This window comes from Rhodococcus pseudokoreensis, from assembly GCF_017068395.1.
Classification (GTDB): Bacteria; Actinomycetota; Actinomycetes; order Mycobacteriales; family Mycobacteriaceae; genus Rhodococcus_F; species Rhodococcus_F pseudokoreensis.
The window spans coordinates 4,791,156-4,809,343 of record NZ_CP070619.1; the positions used below are offsets into that span (position 1 = coordinate 4,791,156).

The 18,188-nt window shown below is 64.9% G+C and carries 16 protein-coding genes and 1 pseudogene; 5 read left to right on the plus strand and 12 right to left on the minus strand.

From position 1 onward, the window contains the following. Positions 1-21 precede the first annotated feature (21 nt). The 5 genes and pseudogenes from JWS13_RS27010 to JWS13_RS27030 all read right to left on the minus strand — a co-directional run. Positions 22-501, minus strand: a pseudogene (locus JWS13_RS27010) (DUF4395 domain-containing protein); the annotation flags it as partial. 298 nt (positions 502-799) lie between these two features. After that, positions 800-1,729: an NADP-dependent oxidoreductase gene (locus tag JWS13_RS27015; protein WP_206008400.1), complete on the minus strand. Its 930-nt coding sequence runs from the start codon at positions 1,727-1,729 to the stop codon at positions 800-802. Positions 1,730-2,014: 285 nt separating this feature from the next. Further along, positions 2,015-2,176 carry a hypothetical protein gene (locus JWS13_RS27020; RefSeq protein ID WP_206008401.1) on the minus strand — a complete coding sequence of 54 codons (162 nt, stop codon included), beginning with the start codon at positions 2,174-2,176 and terminating at the stop codon, positions 2,015-2,017. A gap of 209 nt (positions 2,177-2,385) precedes the next feature. Next, positions 2,386-2,838 carry a nuclear transport factor 2 family protein gene (locus JWS13_RS27025; RefSeq protein WP_206008402.1) on the minus strand — a complete coding sequence of 151 codons (453 nt, stop codon included), beginning with the start codon at positions 2,836-2,838 and terminating at the stop codon, positions 2,386-2,388. Positions 2,839-3,286: 448 nt separating this feature from the next. After that, positions 3,287-5,029, minus strand: a complete 1,743-nt coding sequence (locus JWS13_RS27030) for a PEP-utilizing enzyme (RefSeq protein WP_206008403.1) — start codon at positions 5,027-5,029, stop codon at positions 3,287-3,289. Between the two features lie 166 nt (positions 5,030-5,195). Here JWS13_RS27030 and JWS13_RS27035 point away from each other — a divergent pair, with 166 nt between their 5' ends. Genes JWS13_RS27035 through JWS13_RS27045 form a run of 3 tightly spaced genes read left to right on the plus strand, consistent with a single transcriptional unit; the run spans position 5,196 to position 7,695 of the window. Then, a complete protein-coding gene (locus JWS13_RS27035; RefSeq protein WP_241032598.1) occupies positions 5,196-5,876 on the plus strand; it encodes a histidine phosphatase family protein in 681 nt (226 codons plus the stop codon). Then, positions 5,873-7,309, plus strand: a complete 1,437-nt coding sequence (locus JWS13_RS27040; protein ID WP_206008404.1) for an FAD-dependent oxidoreductase — start codon at positions 5,873-5,875, stop codon at positions 7,307-7,309. The genes JWS13_RS27035 and JWS13_RS27040 overlap by 4 nt, the downstream gene beginning before the upstream one ends. Then, positions 7,306-7,695 (plus strand): nuclear transport factor 2 family protein, encoded by a 390-nt coding sequence (locus tag JWS13_RS27045; RefSeq protein WP_206008405.1) that lies wholly within the window; start codon positions 7,306-7,308, stop codon positions 7,693-7,695. The genes JWS13_RS27040 and JWS13_RS27045 overlap by 4 nt, the downstream gene beginning before the upstream one ends. A 176-nt stretch (positions 7,696-7,871) precedes the next feature. On the opposite strand, the gene JWS13_RS27050 is transcribed toward JWS13_RS27045, so the two are convergent. From JWS13_RS27050 to JWS13_RS27075, 6 genes are all read right to left on the minus strand, one after another. Beyond that, positions 7,872-9,581: an AMP-dependent synthetase/ligase gene (locus tag JWS13_RS27050; RefSeq protein WP_206008406.1), complete on the minus strand. Its 1,710-nt coding sequence runs from the start codon at positions 9,579-9,581 to the stop codon at positions 7,872-7,874. Between the two features lie 77 nt (positions 9,582-9,658). Then, the gene (locus JWS13_RS27055) at positions 9,659-10,123 is read right to left on the minus strand and encodes a hypothetical protein (protein ID WP_206008407.1); all 465 of its coding nucleotides are present in this window, start codon (positions 10,121-10,123) and stop codon (positions 9,659-9,661) included. Positions 10,124-10,126: 3 nt separating this feature from the next. Next, positions 10,127-11,173 carry a phosphotransferase family protein gene (locus JWS13_RS27060; RefSeq protein ID WP_241032318.1) on the minus strand — a complete coding sequence of 349 codons (1,047 nt, stop codon included), beginning with the start codon at positions 11,171-11,173 and terminating at the stop codon, positions 10,127-10,129. Continuing rightward, entirely contained in the window at positions 11,166-12,311 is a 1,146-nt protein-coding gene (locus JWS13_RS27065) for an Rv3169 family protein (protein ID WP_206008408.1), read from the minus strand. The genes JWS13_RS27060 and JWS13_RS27065 overlap by 8 nt, the downstream gene beginning before the upstream one ends. 6 nt (positions 12,312-12,317) lie before the next feature. Then, a complete protein-coding gene (locus JWS13_RS27070) occupies positions 12,318-13,949 on the minus strand; it encodes a class I adenylate-forming enzyme family protein (protein WP_206008409.1) in 1,632 nt (543 codons plus the stop codon). Beyond that, positions 13,946-14,695: an enoyl-CoA hydratase/isomerase family protein gene (locus JWS13_RS27075; RefSeq protein WP_241032319.1), complete on the minus strand. Its 750-nt coding sequence runs from the start codon at positions 14,693-14,695 to the stop codon at positions 13,946-13,948. The genes JWS13_RS27070 and JWS13_RS27075 overlap by 4 nt, the downstream gene beginning before the upstream one ends. A 271-nt stretch (positions 14,696-14,966) precedes the next feature. Between JWS13_RS27075 and JWS13_RS27080 the strand changes: the two genes are divergently transcribed. Further along, on the plus strand, positions 14,967-16,514 hold the full coding sequence (locus tag JWS13_RS27080; RefSeq protein ID WP_206008411.1) for an AMP-binding protein: 1,548 nt from the start codon (positions 14,967-14,969) through the stop codon (positions 16,512-16,514). 33 nt (positions 16,515-16,547) lie between these two features. Here the strand turns inward: JWS13_RS27080 and JWS13_RS27085 are convergent, their stop codons facing one another. Further along, positions 16,548-17,210 carry a TetR/AcrR family transcriptional regulator gene (locus JWS13_RS27085; protein ID WP_338050678.1) on the minus strand — a complete coding sequence of 221 codons (663 nt, stop codon included), beginning with the start codon at positions 17,208-17,210 and terminating at the stop codon, positions 16,548-16,550. Here JWS13_RS27085 and JWS13_RS27090 point away from each other — a divergent pair. Next, the gene (locus JWS13_RS27090; protein WP_206008413.1) at positions 17,203-17,808 is read left to right on the plus strand and encodes a TetR/AcrR family transcriptional regulator; all 606 of its coding nucleotides are present in this window, start codon (positions 17,203-17,205) and stop codon (positions 17,806-17,808) included. The genes JWS13_RS27085 and JWS13_RS27090 overlap by 8 nt on opposite strands. The last annotated feature ends 380 nt before the right edge of the window (positions 17,809-18,188 follow it).

Sequence of the window (18,188 nt, forward strand, 5' to 3'; positions counted from 1 at the left end):
GGAGGTCGGGTGGTCGGCGGATGCGGACGGTCGGAATCGGGCTACTAGCGGATAGATCTGGCAGCCGAGGCAGATGCCGAAGGCCGCGTTGAGGAACGCCGCGAACAGCGCGAAGCCGGTGAAGACGCAACCGACGACGGGCGCGCTCAACGCGAATCCGAGGAGGCCCGCCGCTGAGAAGATGAAGCCGACCAGTTGGGCGAAGCGCAGTGGCGCGGTCGGTTCACGCTCGCTCGGCGGGCTGATGCGTGGGGCGACCAGCTTTCCGAAGATCCGGCCGTAGGGGCTGCGCCGCGGTCCGACGGCGGCGCTGACGGCGAACACGACGGTCTGAACAGCCAGGATCACACCGGCGACGACGGCCGAGAAGGATGCTGCGAGCAGGACGGCAACGAGAACCGCCGTCGTGATCCAGGCGGCGAACCGGGGGCCGCGGACGTCGACCTGGTCGACGGCGGTCGTCGTCGAGGTTGTGGGTGTTGTTGCGGGTGTGGTGGACATTGACTGTGCTCCACGAAGTGTGTCGGATGGCCGAAAGAATGCGATGGAACGCGATCGAGTCGATCACCGAAAAAGACGGGAAGTCAGCAAGTGGCCGCAGGGCGAATCGAAAACGACGCAGAAATGCGGTCAGCGACGCCAAAGGCAACAAGAACCGCCGACACGACACAGGTCCACTGTGCGGCGACGGGTGAGCAGCAGCTCGCGGCAGGTCTGCACCCGCCAAATTCTACGCGCCGCACCCCTGCGCTGTTGATGGCCAATTAGAGTCGCCGCGCAGGGGCACGGTCCCGCGTCTTTACGGGATCAGGATGAACTTCCCCGCGGGGTGAGATTTCGCCAGTTCGGTGTGGGCCTGCGCGGCATCGGTCAGGGGAAACGTCTTGGCGATGGTGACCGTCAGGTGTCCGGCGCCGGCTTGCTCGACCAGTTCGGCGCGAGCCTTCAGCCGAGCCTCGGCGCTTGCCGGGTTGCCGCCGCCGACCGACGCGAAACCGTCGTCCTGCGCCCGACCGAACGCGGCGATGGTCACGATCCGGGTCTTGTCCTTGACCAACGCCAGCGACACGTCGACGGCCTCGTCGGTTCCGACGGTGTCGAGGGCCGCGTCGATGCCCTGGGGTGCGACCTCCCGCACCCGATCCTCGAGACCGTCGCCGTAGAGGACGGGAGTTGCTCCGAGGTTCCGGACGTAGTCCTGGTTCGCCGCTCCCGCGGTGCCGATGACCGTCGCGCCGCTGGCGACCGCGAGTTGCACGGCGAGGGCACCGACGCCGCCGGACGCGCCGTGGATCAGGACAGTGTCACCGGAACCGACGCGGATGGTGTCCAGGGCGTCGACCGCGGTGCCACCTACCAGCAGCAGGCCGGCGGCCTGCTCCCAGCCGAGGCCGGCCGGTTTGCGGGTGATCGCGGAGACGGGCACGACCACTTTCTCGGCGTAGAGGCCGGTGCCGGGGCTGACGATCACTTCGTCGCCCACCGCGATCTCGGTGACTCCCGTCCCGACGGCCGCGACCACGCCGGCGGCCTCGCCGCCGACCTTGACCGGCAGCTTGTCGGGATCGTCCCCGAAGGCACCGCTGTAGAGCTTGTAGTCGAAGGGATTGACGCCGATCGCCTTGACGTCGACGAGCACCTCCCCCGATCCGGGTGGCGAAACCTCCACATCGACCACGGCCAGGGCCTCGGGTGTTCCGTATGATTGCGCGACAACAGATTTGGTCATGAGTTGCGCAACCTTCATCAGGAAGCTGTTATTCCTGCCGTGCGAGATTTACTCTCACGGATCCGAACACTTGATCAGGCCGCCGTCGTTCAGGAGCCGTGGAAGTGGTCCCGGCACTGGCAGAACCCGATGAGCCAGATGTACGGAACGAGGGCATCGGCCGGGCCGTTCCGCAACCAGCTCGCCGATATCAGACCAGTGCACGGGTGCCAGACTGCTGAGCCGCCGGCGGATCGACAACAGTTTGGCGCACCGAGAATCTGTGGGCGAGACCGTGGTGGGAACCTACTCCGCTGTGGGCGACAGTCGTTTGATGTGTTCGAGCAATTCGGTGAGTTCGCAGATGGTGAGTTCAACGGTGCCGAACAGGGGATCACCGTTCTTGGCGGCGCGGGCGACGGCCTGTCCGATGCGTTCGGTGAGCTCTTCGATCAGTGGGTCGGCCATGACTGAGCATTCTCCTGGAAAGCGGGAACGTTGTCTTCCGGATCGCATTGCAGGTTCCCGGGAGGGGCCGCTCCTCGATGGGACGGTCGACCCGTCCACCCACACTGCCTACGTCGTCAATATCGCCGACAATCGATAGTTCGGTGTCGGTGGTCGAGCGATAGCGCGAGTGGAGCGCGACAGGAGCCTCGTCATCAGCCTCCTCTGGATCAGTGCGTGGCGCGTTCGAAGCTCGTGGAGCGCTTGATACGTGTCAGCTCGAGGCGGGAGATCCGCCATTCCCCGTCTTCCCGAACGTAGTCCTCCAGGTAGTGGCCGTATCCCGTCAGCAGAGGGAACTCGCTGTCGGCTGGGGGTTCGACCAGATCGAACATCGCCCAGATCCCGGAAGCGTGGTCGGCATCGATGATCGTGATCTCCGGGGTGTGGCCCTGGTGCACCGTCACCGCATTGTCGAGATGTGATCGTACCGACTGGACGAACGTGTCTCGATCCTTCGGCCCGCTGGTCGATTCGGCGATCTCGACAACGAGCGTGCTGCTGAACAGCGCTGCGAAGTCATCCCATTCGTGTTGATCCAGCAAACGGAAGTAGCGAGCCTTCAGTTGTTTGATGTCCTCGATAGCAGTGAGGCGTTCGAGCATCGTCATCTGTTCGGCCACAGGGGATTCCTCTCGTTGGAGTTCGCCGGGCACCGGCGGAACCAGATCATCGGGCATTCGACTCGATTGCGACACTTGATGTCAACCCAGAGTACTCTTGAAAGCGATTGTCGGAAGCTGGATAATCGATGGAGTTTGTTCGACTGCTTGCCAAAAACGAGGAGTGAGTGTGTGTTTCACATTCGGTGTCAGGGTGCCTCTCGTGATCGCGGAAGTTCGACGGGCGATGAAGGCGAGACGCGCGCTGCGGGAGTTGTTCTGCCGCTTCTGCGGCCGCGAGTTGTTCAGCTCCAGGCCGGTGGCGGGAGTGTACTGTTCCGACGGTTGCGCCAATCGCGACTGGGCGCGTCTGGGTGCGGCACTGTGTCTTGGCGTCTATTGACATTTGGTCGAAGAGGGTCCGTGCGGGCCATCGGAGCGCCGCACGGACCCTTCGACGGGCAGGCTGCTACTGCCCGACAGTCACGGTCCCGGCCGCACCGTCAACGGTGATGATGGTGCCGTTGGTGATTCTTCGGGTGGCGTCGGTGCAGGACACGACGCACGGAATTCCCAGTTCGCGGCTGACGATTGCGGCGTGGCTCATCGGCGCACCGACATCGACGACCACTGCTGCCGACGAAACGAACAGCGGTGTCCAGGAGGGGTCGGTGCCGGGGGCGACGAGGATTTCGCCGGGTTCGAGTTCGTCGGCCTGGCTGGGATCGTGGATGACCCGAGCCGGACCTGTCGCAACGCCGGCGCAGGCGGCGACACCCTGCAGCACGACGCCCTCGGTGGCGGTATTCGCTGCCTGAGCGTCCCGTCGTTCCCACGTACTCGGTGCGGGCGGCTCATCGACCACAATGAAGGGTGGCACGAGTGCGGCCATTTCCTCCATTCGTGCTCGACGGTCTCGGATGGTCTGGGTGTATGCGGCCGGATTCGCAACGAAGTCGTCGAACTCCTGCCGGGTGACCAGCGCAAAGTCCTCGGGACGGTCGATGTGCCCGGCGTCGGCGAGCCTGAGTCCGAGCTCGCGGAAGGGTACTTTCACCTCGCCGATCATGCGGACCAGTGAGGTTTTGCTCCGCTCGCGTGCGGGAAGGAACACTTCGGCGGCGTGCAGAAGCGCGTCGAACTGCGCGGTCGCTGCGTCGTCACCGGCGAGCTTGCTGCGTACGGTGGCCACGGCCTCGGCGCGGTCCTGCGTCATTCGTGCCAGATTCGCCCGCGGTGCCTTGGACTCGTCGGCCAGACGCATCCGGTCGATCGCGCCGAGCGCGATATCCGGATGTGTCTGCCATGTGGGGGTGTTCATTTCCCACTCGTTGACCCCACGGGACCCGTACTCGTACAAGAAGTCGTCGAATTGCTTGACGAAGGCGATCGCGTCGGGGTCGGAGGACTGGCGTAGTCGTGCGTCCAGACCCTTGATGCCCTCGCCGAACAGCGTCGACAGGCTCGGGGACGACTGTGCGACTCGTCCGAGGTCCCACATGGCCAGCGACGGGGCTGCCGAATCCACCTCGCCGAAGCCGCTGATCAGCGGGGTCAGCAGTTCCGGCACGCCGAGCTGGGCGGTCAGGGCGGTAAGGCCGCCGACGGGGATGGAGGCGACGTAGATGAGGAAGAAGTGGTCACTGACCCAGGGGATGAAGAGCGACTCCTGGATGCCGAGGGCGCGCTTCGCGAGCTCTTCGTTGCTCAGTGCGCCGAGATCCGGCCGTTCGCGGCGGAGGTCGGCAGCGCGCGTGCGGTACTCCTCGAGTTCGGGAAGTCCGTTCGCGGTCATCGCCCAGTTGATGATCTCGCCCATCCGCGCGGTCAGCTCCGGGTTTACGTCTTCGGGCCGCGGGTCGTAGGGCGGAACCCCGGGCTGACTGCCGAAATACGACTGATCGACGAGGTCCGGATTACTTCCCGGCATCCGGACGCCCATGACCCGTGATACCGACACGTTCAGGTAGCCGTAGCCGCCGAAGATTCCGATCATCTCATCGTGCTCGCTGTCGAACTCGTCCTTCTCGAACGCCCCGAAGCGGATCAGGCCGTTTCGCCACCCGTGTTCGGCGCCACGCCACACCTCGCCGGTCGCGGCCAGGGGAGTGACCACGTCGGGAAAGACTTCCGAGATGTTGGACCTGGTGTAGATGGGGAACCGTTTGCTCGGAGGGGTGTCTGCCAACCACGGCTCGTCGAGGGTGCTCATGATGCTCCTGTTGCTCTAGGGAAGCGGCATCCGATAGGTGCGCCGACGCGATGTGCATCACGTCACACGAGATAGTCTTACAATAGAATATCGAGAACGCAAGTATGGATGGACATCTGCGGACCCTCTCGTTTACTCTATGGGTAGAACATCGAGTGATAGAGATATGTGCCGCGAGCGGCGTTCACCGCCGGCTCGCTGTGACGTCGAGAGGAATGATTCGGTGGAGCTGGTACTCGTCCGACACGCTGAACCGGACCGAGCGGCCGCCGGGCCGGCACGAGCGAACCCGGGGCTCAGCGATCGAGGACGCGAACAGGCGGCCCGAGCCGCCGACTACCTCGCTGCCGAGGATTTCGCTGCGCTCTACACCTCGCCCCTCATTCGCGCGGTCGACACTGCGGACATCATCGGAAAAGCGGTGGGTCTGACTCCCGTCACCAGGGCCGATCTCGCCGAATTCGATCGGGACGCCGTCGAATATCTGCACTTCGAGGATCTTCGCGTCAACAACGACCCTCGATACGAGGCATTTCTTCGGGACGATCTGAGTGCGTGGGGCACGGATGTCCCGTCCTTCAGGAAGCGCGTCACGGCGGAGTTCGACCGCATCATCGACGCTCACCCGGGCGAACGAGTCCTCGTCGTCTCTCACGGTGGCGTCGCCAATGCCTTCATCGGTGGACTGGTCGGTGCGAGCCGGCTGACGATCCATGAGCCCGGGTATACCGGTTTCGCTCGGATCCGAGCCGGTCGCACGCGTCGCACCCTCGTCAGTTTGAACGAAACCCCGCACCTGCGGGGTTTCGACCTCGGTATACGTGCAGTTCGAACGCAAGGAGCATGAGAGTGTCCGATTCGGATTTCGACGTCGTCGTCATCGGCGCCGGCGCAGCAGGCCTCGCCGCGGCGCTGTCAGCCGTCGAGCAGGGTTGCGAGCGGGTGTTGATCAGCGAGGCCACGGGCGTCGTGGGCGGCTCCTCACGACTCGCCGGCGGCGTCGTCATGGGTAGCGGCAGTGAACTCCAGCGCAAGGCAGGCGTCGAGGACGATCCGTCGGATCTGTTCAAGGAGTACATGTCGCTCAACCACTGGGACGTCGCGGCCGGCCCGGTCAAGCGACTGACCGCGCGGAGCGGCGAGACGATCGACTGGTTGAGCGAACGCGGGGTGACATTCTTCGATCGCCTGATCTTCGGCGGGGACGAACGCAAACCGCGATCGCACTGTGTCGACGGAGGCGGACAGGCCCTCGTCAACGCCCTGTGGTCGGCATGTCAGCGCGCGGGCGTCGATGTGGCACTGGGCCACCGTGTCGATCAACTGCTCACCGACGGCGACCGAGTGACGGGAGTGATCGCCGAAGGCGAGACGATTACAGCCGACGCCGTCGTCATCGCCACCGGGGGCTTCGGCGCAAATCCTGATCTGCTGCAGAAGTACTTCCCCTCCTCGTGGACGACGGACTGGACGTGGTACATCGGCGCGGACGGGTCGCGAGGCGATGCGATCGGCTTCGCCGAACAACTCGGAGCCCAGCTCACCGGTTTCGACCGCGGCCTGCGCACCCTCGACCCGCACTTCGCCAAACTCAACGAAGCATTTCTCCCGGGATGGACCGTGCTGCTGGACGCGTCCGGTCGCCGATTCTGCGACGAGACTGCCCCGTACGGAATCCTCGACACCTTGGTGCGGGCACGCGGTAATCGTGCGTTCGTCGTCTTCGACGACGCTGCTCTGCGCCCGCCGGCAGACCAGGCCGACCGATACCGGGACTGCTACAAGCAGGTGTGGCCGAACCATCCGCCTTTCCGGCCCAAGAACTACACGGCAGACCTCGTCGACGAGAACGTTGCCACAGGCAAGGCCAAGGCCGCTTCCGATCTGCCCGCTCTCGCAGAAGCGATCGGCGTGCCGGTCGAAACCCTCGAAGGTGAGGTAGCGCGATACAACGCTCTCGCGATCGAGGGTGAAGACACCGACTTCGGGAAGGCGGGCAAGTTCCTCCTGCCGCTGAGCACGCCACCTTTCTACGCAGTCGAAGTTCGGCCGGCGACCGTCAACGTGACCTCCTGCGGGCTCCGTATCGACCAGAAGGCGCGAGTGCTGCGGCAAGACGGCGCGGCCATCGACGGGCTGTACGCCGCCGGCGAGTGCACCGGTGGAATTCTCGGCGAAACCTACATGGGCAGCGGCAATTCCTTGGCGAACGCGTGTGGCTTCGGCCGGATCGCCGGCGAAGAAGCCGCTCACAAGGCCAAGTCCGGAGCCGCATCATGACAATGCCGGCCGCCGTGGAGTCGTTCCTCGCCGCAGTGCACGCCCGTGACGCCGCCGCCGTCGCGGCCTGCTTCACACCGGACGGCGTCTACCACTTCGCAGTCCCTCAGGAGCCGGCGCGCGGGCGGGAGGCCATCGCAGGCACCTTCGCGAAAATTCTGGAAGCCTCCGACCGGGTGCAGTGGGACATCGTGACTTCCACGTTCGACGGCGACCGTATCTGGCTCGAGCGCGTGGACCGGTTCTGGTTCTCCGGACGCGAGGTCGCCATCGAGTGTGTCGGAGTCGTCGAACTGGACGGTAGCGGTCTCATCGCGGCAGTCCGCGATTACTGCGACATGGCGACGTGGCGAGCCCGCAGGGAATCGCTGGCTTCTTCCCACTGAACGAACGGTCATATCGCACGGGGATTTCCGATCTCCGGGCAACCATCAGACGCGTGGGGCGATCCTCCACGATACCCACCCTCGGGGTGGGGCCCGGTTTCAACCATTGGCCGGGTCGGCGCAACATTTCTCCCCTACGGCGGAAACACCGTAGGGGAGAAATGTGGAGCGTCGAGTCAGACGTACATCGCTTCGATGGTCTCGGCGTATCGCTGCAAGATGTTGTTCCGCCGAATCTTTCCCGTGGCGGTGACCAACGGGGAGTCGGGGTCCCACTCGCTCTCCGCGGACACGAGCGCGAACGACTTGATCTTCTCCGCTCCCGGCAGTCCGGCGTTGATGTCGTCGAGGTGACGGCTGACGATCGAGCGAACCGCCGGGTCGGAAGTGAGCTCCGCCGGCGACCGTTCCGCGACTCCGAGGTCGGCCGCGCACTTCATGACGGCGTCAGTGTCGAGCACCAGCAGCGCCGCGATGTACGGCCTGCCGCTGCCACACAGCACGGCGTGGCTCACCAGTGGAATTTGCAGCAGCCGCGCTTCGATCGGTGCAGGACTGACGTTGTGCCCGGATGTGGGCACCAGCAGGTCGTCCATCCGGCCTCGGATGATCAGATTGTGGTCGGCGTCCATCGAGCCGAGGTCGTTCGTGTGGAACCAGCCGTCGTTGTCGAGGACGGTCCGCGTTCGGGCCTCGTCACGGTAGTAACCGGCGAACACGGCTTCACTCCGTATGAGGATCTCGCCGAGATCGGAAATGGTGACCTCGACTCCGTCGAAAGGCTTTCCGCACGTCCCGAGTACGGGTCGATTGGGGTCCCAGGTCCCTACTCCGCAGGTCTCGCTCTGGCCGTAGCAGTCGGCCAGGGGTATGCCTGCAGCAAGCCAGAATTCCTGGATGTGCCGGGGAAGGGGGGCCGAGCCCACGATCGCGATGTCGATCTGCCCGAGTCCCAGCGTGTCCAGGTGACGCTGGAGGGCGTCGCCGGGGCCGGGAGCCGCGGCGGTCGGACCGACGGTGGAATCCGCCGCCGACAAATCCTGCATGCGGGTGTAAAGCTTCTCCCACATGCGCGGCGCCCCGAACAGCATGTGTGGCTTGGTCCGGGCCAGAAGCTCCGGGAACAATTCGAGGTTTGCGCAACAGGTCACCGTGCTGCCCTGAAGCAGGTGCACGTAGTGGGTCGCCAATCGTTCACCGATGTGCGCCATCGGAAGGTACGACAGCTGGCGGCGGCCGCGAAGGCTGATGCCCATCCGGCTCGTGAGGGTTCGAGCGGCAAACAGAAGATTGCGGTGGGTGAGTGGTACACCCTTCGGGTTCCCCGTCGTGCCGGACGTATACAACATCGTGGCAATCTCGTCCGGCCTGCGTCGGCTCGACAATTCCGCCACAGTCGTCGGCGATCGCACCGGGAGACTTGCGAGCATGACGACGTCGTCGTCCGCCGACACGGCTTCGACCGCGATCAACAGGGGACGGTAGTTACTGCTCGCTTCGGCGGCGCGTGCCCGACCGAGCTGAAGGTCGTCCTCGACGACAACGGCGACCGGAGCGCAATGCCCCCAGATGTAGCTCAGCCGGTCGATCGACGGCGAGTTGTACACCGACACCGGTATGGCGCCGATGAGCATCAGGGCGGTATCGATCAGATAGAACTCGGCCCGATTGGTCAACATGAGGACGACGTGATCGCCGGCGCGTATGCCCGATGACGAGAAGCCGTCCGCGAGCGCAGCGGCCTCCTGTCCGTATTCCGCCCACGTCAGGTCCCGCCTGCTGGCTCCGCATGTCAATGCGAGGTGCTCGCCGCAGGTCTCCACGGTGTGAAGAAAGGCCTCCGTGAGGGTGGAGGTCTCCTGCACCGCAATATCGTCATGTGTCACGGCATTTCTCCTGATGCTCCACTGTTGCGTCTGGTTTCTCGGGTGCCTCGCTCGCGCCGCTCGTCGAGCGGCGGAGGTCAGCCGCGTCGACTGGAGTAGTGCTGCCGGAGGCTGTGCAGGATCGGCTCCGCCGACTCGGCGCGGCCGTCCCCGCCCCGGGCCCACCGGGAGGTGGCACTCGAGACGTCGACGACCAGCTGTCCGTACCGCGCATGCCGAGCATCGAGGGCGGCGAAGGTTTCGTAGCGAGGAGATCGACGAGACTCGTCGGTGAGCTCGTCGAGTCGAGTGCGCTGGGTGGCGAACTCGGCCGCCCGAGCGTCGTCGGCTTCGGCCCATCCGCGCCAATTCTCCAGTACGGCAGCTATCGACTCCGTCTCGATGCCGAGTTTCGTCGTGGTGTCGTTCCAATCGACCTGTGCGAGAACAGACCTGATTTCGCGGAGCCTGCTGAGGGCGTGCTCGTCGGTGAGCTGAGGTTCGATGGTTTCCTTCAGGATCCTCGAGATTCCCGAGATGATCTCTTGTGGTGCGGGGCGCATGATTCAGCCTTTCTCCGCCGCGAGTACCTGGTCGACGACCTTCGCGATCAGCGCATCGACGGGCGCCGCCGGCCTGTCCGATCCCAACTCGCAGAAATTGCGGACACCGTTGAGCGCGATGATCGCCAGACGGAACGTGGACAGGATCTGCCAGAAGGTCAGCGCTGCCGGTGATACGTCGATACCGGTTCGGGCGGTATACCGCGCCAGGAATTCCTCCTGGGTCCACTGGCCGGGAATGAAGTGTTCGCCGCGATACAGCGGGGTCGTGTACCACCCGAGGTCGTCGAGGGGGTCGCCGAGGCGGGCGAGTTCCCAGTCGAGGAGGACACCGAATTCGCCTTGGTCGACCAGCACGTTTGCCGGACGAAAGTCGCCGTGGACGAGCACGAGGCGGTCCGGAGCGGCCGGAAGATGGTCCCGAAGCCATTCGGCGCACAGGCGCAGGCCCGGTTGTGGTTCGAGTTCGTTGCTGCTGAGCTCGCCGATCCACCGTTCCAGTTCGTGTTCGGCCGGCGAACTCGCCGGAACCGGCAAAATCTGCCGCAATCCGAGTTCGTCGATGTCGAGCGAATGCAGCCGCCCCAGAACATCGCACATGTCCTGAGCCAGCGTCAGCTGCTGCCCAGCGGTCAGGTGCAGAGGATTCTTGTCCCGGAGAACACCGCGATGCGCCTTGCCGTCGTAGCGGTCACCGATCATCGTCGGCCGGGCGAGGTCCGCGCCCTCGTCGTCGAGCCAGCGCACCCGCGGCGCGGGAATCGCGGTCACTTCCAGCGCCGCGAGGAGATGGAACTCGGCGCTTCTGGCCGTGTCCACCACTGCGCTCGTCGGATCCCGGCGCATCAGGAGTCGATGAGTCGATCGTTCCCCGGACTCGGTCCACGTGGCATCGAATGGCCAGTTCTCCCGGGAACTTCCGGTCCCGGCGCGATAGAGCGCCACGATCTCGGGGTCGGCACCGGGAGCAAGGTGCCGGCTCAGAAAGACGCGCAACGCGTCGGTCAACTCCGGCATCGTCAGTTCCTCGGTGGACACGGCGCTACTCATCGCTTGCCTTCGCCTTCGCGGGCTTCGGGGGGATGGCTTCCGGGTACCGCGCGTAACCGGGCAGCACCATGTACTCCATCACGCCGTACCCGACCTGGCCGTTGTGCCGCACCTCCACGAGGTGGTCACTGCCTGCCTTCGCGTACCGGTAGAAGTTGTCCTTGTCGTCGAGATCCCACACCTCGTGTTCGAGGCTGTTCTCGCCCTTCCAATGTCCTTGGTACCAGCCGTTCCAGCCCTCGTATCCGCCGCCGCGCAGATGCGCGCGGCCGGGGTGGGCGGTCAGTTCGAATTCGAGCTTCTTGCCGCTGTCCAGTGTGAGGGTGATGCGACCCCCGGCCAGAGTGGCGGCCGGGGCTCCCTCCACCCAGCGCAGATCGTGGTCGACCCCGACGATCAGCTCGTCCTGATCTCCCTCCGGTCCGCCGATCGGTCGCGAGAACGCCGCCGAGAGGTGCACCGGCCGACCGGGTTCTGCCTCGTAGTAGTAGAAGTGGAGACCGAAGTCGGGTAGCTGAAGTGGGCAGAACATCAGCATCTTCCACTCGGGGCGTTCCCCGGGAGGCGCACCCTGCGCGCGCGGCAGCGGCCGGGTTCCCCACGAATGGTCGCGCTCGCCCCACCACGTCTCGGGCGTCAGCGTGGCCGCATAGTCGGGCGCGGTCAGGCTGCCTGCCGCACGGCCGACCTGGACGTACCGGACGGCGTCGTAGGTGACCTTCGAGCGACTGACCTGGAAATGGCGACCCTCGAGTGTGGGCTCCATTCGTCCGGACCACGTGATGTCGAACTCGATCCCGGACGGGTTCGGTTCGAGCGTCAAACGCAGTTCCTCGAGGGGTTTGATCACCTCGATGGTCAGCGGACCGACCTTCATGACGTGACTCTCGGGTGCCAGCGCCCGGGAAAGCCTCAGGTTGTGCTGTTTTCCGTTGCAGGACAGGGCAACGAACGCCTCTTGTACATCCTGATTCGGGTACTGCCCGATCCCGATGCTGAGAACGGTGTCCTTGTTCTCGACGTCCTGGATACTGATCCAGTACCGCTCGCGCCAGCTGGGATCACTCGATCCCACCATCGCGTGGGGGTACGAGACCTGATGGGTGAAGTACTCGTCGGGCGGTGTCAGACGGACCACGGTGATTCAGCCTCGCTCGTCATTGTCGGTCGGGAACTGGGCGACGAGAGTCTTCTTGTCGGTCTTCTCGCCGGCCAGGGTGGGAAGTGGGGTGTCCTGGAACTGCCACCGAGTCGGAATCGCGAAGTACGACAGCGTGCCGGTCAGGAATGCGCGCAGTGATTCGGACGTGGGAGCAGTGCTTCCGGGTCGGAACACGACAACGGCTGCCAGTTCCTCCCCGAGGTCGGGATGGGGAAGACCGATCGCCGCGACCTCGATGACATCGGGATGACTGGCCAGCGCAGCCTCGACGTGGGCGCACGCAATGTTCTCGCCCCCGCGGATGACGATGTCCTTGCTTCGGCCGTCGAGGAACAGGTAGCCCTCGTCGTTGGTGTGCCCGAGATCTCCTGTGTGAAGCCAGCCTTCGGCGTCGACGGTTCCGTCGTCGATGCCGATGTAGCCGAGCATCACCGTTGGGGAGCGAACCAGGATCTCGCCAACGCCCCGCTCGTCCGGTCCGAGGATCTCGAGTTCCACAACCGGATAGGGGCGGCCCACAGTGCCGGGATACCGTTCGAGATCGCGGTTACCTGCGACAGTCAGGAATCCGCCGGATTCGGTCATCCCCCAGGTGTTGCCCAGCCCCCGCTCCCGAAGCTGGGGCAGCTTCCGCTGCATTCGCTCGAGAAGCCCCGGGGTCACCGGGGCGCCGCCCAACGGCCACGACCGCAAGCTCGACAGGTCGAACGAGTCGAAATCGGGATGCTCGAGTACTCGGCTCGCCATCGTGGGCACACCGCCCCAGCTCTGCACCTTCTCCTGCTCGATCAACGTGAGCACCTGGTGCGGGTCGAAGCGGCCCGCGTTGAGGACGATTTTGCCGCCGTTGATCAGTTGGGTGACGAGGTTGGAGATTCCACCGATGTGAAACAACGGGGTGCAGACGAGGGTCGAGGCCTGCGGTGCTTCGTCGGGGACGTGCTGAGGGAGCCGGCGCGAGCGCAGCAGCAGGTTGTGCTGATTGGCGATGACGGAACGAAGCGACAGCTCAACAGCTTTGGGCATGCCCGAACTGCCGGAGGTGAACAGGATGAGTGCCGGCGCGTCCTCGTCGCCCCGCATGATGTCTTCTCGGCGGGGCGACAATTCCGAGTCGCCTGCCTCGAAGAACCGACGCAGGTCTCCGACCGGTGTCGTCGGTACGGTCACCGAGTCCGGCAGTTGGGGCATGTCGGTGACGATGCATCGCGGTGACGCTACGTCCACCGCGTTGTCGATCTCGTGCGGACTCCACCATCTGTTGCCGAGCACCGGCACGGCGCCGATCATCCACAGCGCCCACAGCGCGAGAACCCAGTCGGGGCTGTTGTAGGCGAGGAGCATGACCCGGTCGCCTTCACGAACGCCGAGGTCGGCAAAGTGCTTGCAGGCAGGCGTAATCGCGGATGAGAACTGGCGGAAGGTGATGCGACGGTCACCCTGGACCAGATACGTGCGAGTGCTCCACCGCTCGGTGCCGAGGAGGAGTTCGTCGAACGCACGCGGGTGAGGCTCGTAGAGCAGCCCGGGATGGCCCGCGTAGTCGGCCGGACGAACGTCGTTGCCCCACACCTGCTCGAGCGTGTCGCGCTCGGCGCTGTCGGTGTTCGTCATCGTCCTTGCCATGTTCCTGGCCTCTTTTCCTTGAAGGCATTCACTGCTTCGCGAAGATCGTCGGTGGAAGCGCTGATGGCTTCGAGGTAGAAGGCGGTATCGAAGACCTCGTCGATGCGCGCGTGCATACCCTTGTTCAGCGCTCGCTTCGTGAGCTGGACTGCGGCCGGGGGAAGTTCGGCGACTTTCGCGGCGAGCGACCGCGCCAGCGGCACCACTTCGTCCGCGGAGTCGACCAGTTCGGTCACCATGCCCAGCCGGTATGCGTCCTCGGCGAGGAGTGGTTCACCCCAGAGGAGGTGCCGCTTCGCGCGGACCATCGGCAAGTTGGCAGGCCAGGTCACGCAGCCGCCGTCTCCGGGCACGAGCCCGAGTTGGACGTGCGGGTCGGACAACTGGACCGACGGGGTGGACACGATCGCGTCGGCGGTCAGGATCAAACTGGTGGCCACGCCGAACACATGCCCGTGCAGGGCGACCACGAGTGGTTTCGGGAAGTCGGCGAAAGTCCGGAACAACTGGCGGCCGTCGTCGACCTGCTCCATGAGAACCCGGAGATCGCTGTTGGCCGCGAGCATGGCCTCGGTGTCTCCTCCGGCGGAGAAGTGCCGCCCCGTCGAGGTGAGTACCACCGCGCGGACGTCGCGATCCCTCCCGAGTTCGCTCAGCGCCCCACCCAGTTCGCCCAGGAGGTCGCTGTCGAAGCGGTTGAGCACATCGGGACGGCACAGTTGCAGTTCGCCCACGTGACCGTCCTTCGACAGTCTCACGGTCTTGTAGTCCGCCATTTCAGCCTTTCGACTCGACGAGAAAATTCGGTCATCGGTGACCTCGCGCTCAGAATGTGCGCGAGTCGTGGCGTCGATGACGTCGTGCACTCGGGCTCGGTGCGTCTCGATCGTAGCGTACTACGTTGCTTCCTCGATAGTTGTTTATTAGAGTAAGTTGTGGGCTCCGCGCCGGTGTAGTTCCCGGCGTGGCGCCGTTCCCAATGATCGAAAGAAGGAGTGTGCGCTGATGACGTTTGCTTCGCGAAACGCAGAGGATGGTGGAGCGCAGCCTGCTCTGCGCTGCGGCGACACCGAGATGGCCTGGGACCAGGCCCACACGGTTCTGCGGCGGATCGCAAACGGACTGAACACGCTCGACCTCGGTACGCTCCGGCGCGTAGCCGTTTTCGCCGGCAACTCCACCGAAGCCGTCCTTGCATACGGGGGCATCACCCTTGCCGGCGCTTCGGCCGTCCCGGTCAACTTCCACTTGACAGCCGAAGAAGCGGCCTACATCTTCGAGGACTCCTGCGCATCCGTGGCATTCGTCGACGCCAACACGCTGGAGCGCGGCCGTGCCGCGGCAGAAGCGGCGGGCATCGCGACGATCATCGTCTGGGGCGACGTTCCGGAGACCGTGGATCCCGCAATTCATCGATGGCACGAGTGGCTGAGCGCCGCGTCCGACGTGGAGCCGAGAACCGACCTCACGCCTCTGCCGTCGCTGGTGTACACCTCGGGCACGACCGGACGGCCCAAGGGCACCGAACTGCCGCCCACTGCCTTCGCCGGTGGCGCCGATATCGCCGAACACCTGGTGCGGCTCGGTGAAAACTCCCTGGTCAAACACGGGAGACACCTCGTGGTCGGGCCTCTGTATCACAGCGGCCCATTGGTGGGGACCCGGCTGTTCCTGGCCGGCGTTCCGGTCACGGTGCTGCCCAAGTTCGATCCCGAAGCTGTGCTCGAGGCGATCGAAAGGGACCGGATCGGCTCCTCGATCATGGTTCCGACACACTTCCAACGGATTCTCGCGCTGCCGGACCAGGTGCGGTCGAAGTACGATCTCGGGTCGCTGCGTTTCGTGCAGCAGGTCGGCGCGAAATGCCCCACGGACGTCAAGGCCGCAATCATCGACTGGTGGGGACCGGTCGTGTGGGAAAGCTACGGCGCCAGCGAGGTCGGCACGGTCTGCCGTATCAGCGCCGAGGAGTGGTTGGAGCACCGCGGATCCGTCGGCAGGCCCGTCTCGCCCTTCGAAGTGGTGGTCGTCGACGCGGACGGAGAGCCGGTACCGCCCGAAGTCACCGGCCGCCTGTACTTCCGCGATGCGACAGGCCGCGGCGTCGTCTACCACAACGCGTCCAACGCGGACGCGCACCTCGAGCCGGGACTTTTCACATTGGGCGAGATCGGATACCAGGATGCAGACGGGTACGTCTACATCACGGACCGCTTCTCGGACATGGTCGTCTCGGGAGGAGTGAACATCTACCCCGCCGAGTCTGAGCAGGTCCTGGCCGCCCATCCCGGGATCGCCGAAGTGGCATGCATCGGAATCCCGGACGAGCAGATGGGGGAGCAGCTACTGGCACTGGTCGTGCGGAACGATCCGGGCCTGACGGAGAGCGAAGTCCTCGCCTACTGCCGGGACCGGCTTTCGCATTACAAGTGCCCCCGGTCCGTCGAGTTCGTCGAGACCCTTCATCGCAGCGCGGTAGGAAAGATCAACAAGAGGGCGTTGCGCGCACCCTACTGGAGCCGGGACGACGAAGCGGCGCCCGCGCGGCCTTAGCGATTCGGACGGACTGACGACGAACACGGGTTGTCAGGTCGCCCCGCTTTGCCCGGGTGGTGTGAACATCCGTTCCAGCATCGATGCAACGCTCTCTGCCAGTCGGTCCGCGTCGACGCCTGCAAACCTGCGACCTGAAATCCAGTCGAGCGCGATCGTGTTGCCGGCAACGACCCCGGCACGCGCCGCGCGGCGGGACAGTTCGTCGGCCCGAATCGGCCGAGCCACCGTGTCGGGAGCATATCGGAACAAGTTGTCGACATGGCCGTCGATGAACGACTCCCACGTTTCGGCCATCGCGGGAGTCGCCCCGGCAGAGTAGACCCACAAGAGGTTCGCCCGCTCAGGGTGTTCCTGCGCCCAGCGGAAGACGCCGGTGACTACCTGACGCAATGTGGCTGTGGGTGATCCGTCGCCGCCGGTGATCGTCTGGATATCGTCGCGAACCGCGTCGAAGGCGGCGTGGAACAGCTCGTCCTTGCTGCTGAAATGGTAGTAGACGGCGCTCGGCGCCACCCCGCACTCGGCCGCGATCTCATCCATTGTCACGGCGCTGAGCCCCCTGCGTCCGAAGACGCGTACCGCGGCCTCCACGACCTCGGGGAGTCTCGACGGGCGATGTGCTGGGCGGGGTGTGTCTGTCGTCGTCACGGGGTACCGATCATGCGGGTGTGGAAGGATTGGCGAGATGAGCACAGGTGCGCAGGCACGATCGGCTCATCGACCGTCGCGACGTGACGTCGTGCTCGAGGCCGGGCTCACCGAATTCACGGAGAAAGGCTACTCCGGCGCGTCGATGGCCTCAATCGCTCGACGCGCCGCGATGTCGACCTCTTCGTGTTACTACCACTTCTCGTCCAAGGATGCGGTCCTCGAGCAGTTGACCGGAGACGTGGGCGAAGCGCTGGTTGCGTTGGTGGAGAACGCAGTGCCTGTTTCCGGCCCCCACGAACGCGTCGACCTCCTGGCCGGGCGGTTCCTCGAATGGCTCGGAGACCGCCACTCGAGACGCGCAAAGCTCTATTACGTCGTCGCAGCGGGTGTGACGCCGGCCGTCGAGGCCAGGCGGCGGGAGAGTGAGGCGGTCATCGCCGAAGCCGTCGCGAACCGCCTCCTGGATTCATGGGACGACGGCATCGACGACCTCGAACGCAGCGTGGTCGCCGCCGCAATCGTGGCTGTTCTCGGCGAACTTGCTCGCGGCATCCTCGGAGGCACTCTCACGCCTTCTGACGCCCCGGCATGCGCAAGCGGTCTCGTCGCTCGCCTCGGTTTTCAGCACGACCGCCGTTGACAACGCACATTGCTCGCTCGGCATGCTTCTCCACAGCAGGTGAACAAATGCCTCGCGGCCGTTGTGGGACACCTCACGATGAGGTATCTTTGGCGGCAGGTTACTTACTGGAGGGATGCTCCAGTAAGTAAATTCTCAGCCGAGTCACCACCGCTGTCGCGGTGGCGTGCTCGTCTGCCTGCTGGAGCTCACTGTGGAAGGCGGTCGCATGATCAACGCATACGACAGTCGGCGCAACCGTGCCGCCGGTGCCTCCGCGTGCGCAGAGCGCGGGCTCCCCGGATTTGTTGAAAGCATTCGGCTGCACCAGGGTTCATCGGATGTGCCCACTGTGGTGTCGAGCGCCGTCGACGATCGGCGCCGACGGTGCCGAATCCGCG

Excerpts from the sequence above, each read along its gene's own strand:
- JWS13_RS27035 (WP_241032598.1), top strand. The coding sequence starts at position 5,196 with ATGTGCCGCGAGCGGCGTTCACCGCCGGCTCGCTGTGACGTCGAGAGG.
- JWS13_RS27015 (WP_206008400.1), bottom strand. The coding sequence starts at position 1,729 with ATGACCAAATCTGTTGTCGCGCAATCATACGGAACACCCGAGGCCCTG.
- JWS13_RS27045 (WP_206008405.1), top strand. The coding sequence starts at position 7,306 with ATGACAATGCCGGCCGCCGTGGAGTCGTTCCTCGCCGCAGTGCACGCC.
- JWS13_RS27060 (WP_241032318.1), bottom strand. The coding sequence starts at position 11,173 with ATGAGTAGCGCCGTGTCCACCGAGGAACTGACGATGCCGGAGTTGACC.
- JWS13_RS27030 (WP_206008403.1), bottom strand. The coding sequence starts at position 5,029 with ATGAGCACCCTCGACGAGCCGTGGTTGGCAGACACCCCTCCGAGCAAA.
- JWS13_RS27055 (WP_206008407.1), bottom strand. The coding sequence starts at position 10,123 with ATGCGCCCCGCACCACAAGAGATCATCTCGGGAATCTCGAGGATCCTG.
- JWS13_RS27040 (WP_206008404.1), top strand. The coding sequence starts at position 5,873 with ATGAGAGTGTCCGATTCGGATTTCGACGTCGTCGTCATCGGCGCCGGC.
- JWS13_RS27070 (WP_206008409.1), bottom strand. The coding sequence starts at position 13,949 with ATGACGAACACCGACAGCGCCGAGCGCGACACGCTCGAGCAGGTGTGG.
- JWS13_RS27080 (WP_206008411.1), top strand. The coding sequence starts at position 14,967 with ATGACGTTTGCTTCGCGAAACGCAGAGGATGGTGGAGCGCAGCCTGCT.
- JWS13_RS27020 (WP_206008401.1), bottom strand. The coding sequence starts at position 2,176 with ATGGCCGACCCACTGATCGAAGAGCTCACCGAACGCATCGGACAGGCC.
- JWS13_RS27090 (WP_206008413.1), top strand. The coding sequence starts at position 17,203 with ATGAGCACAGGTGCGCAGGCACGATCGGCTCATCGACCGTCGCGACGT.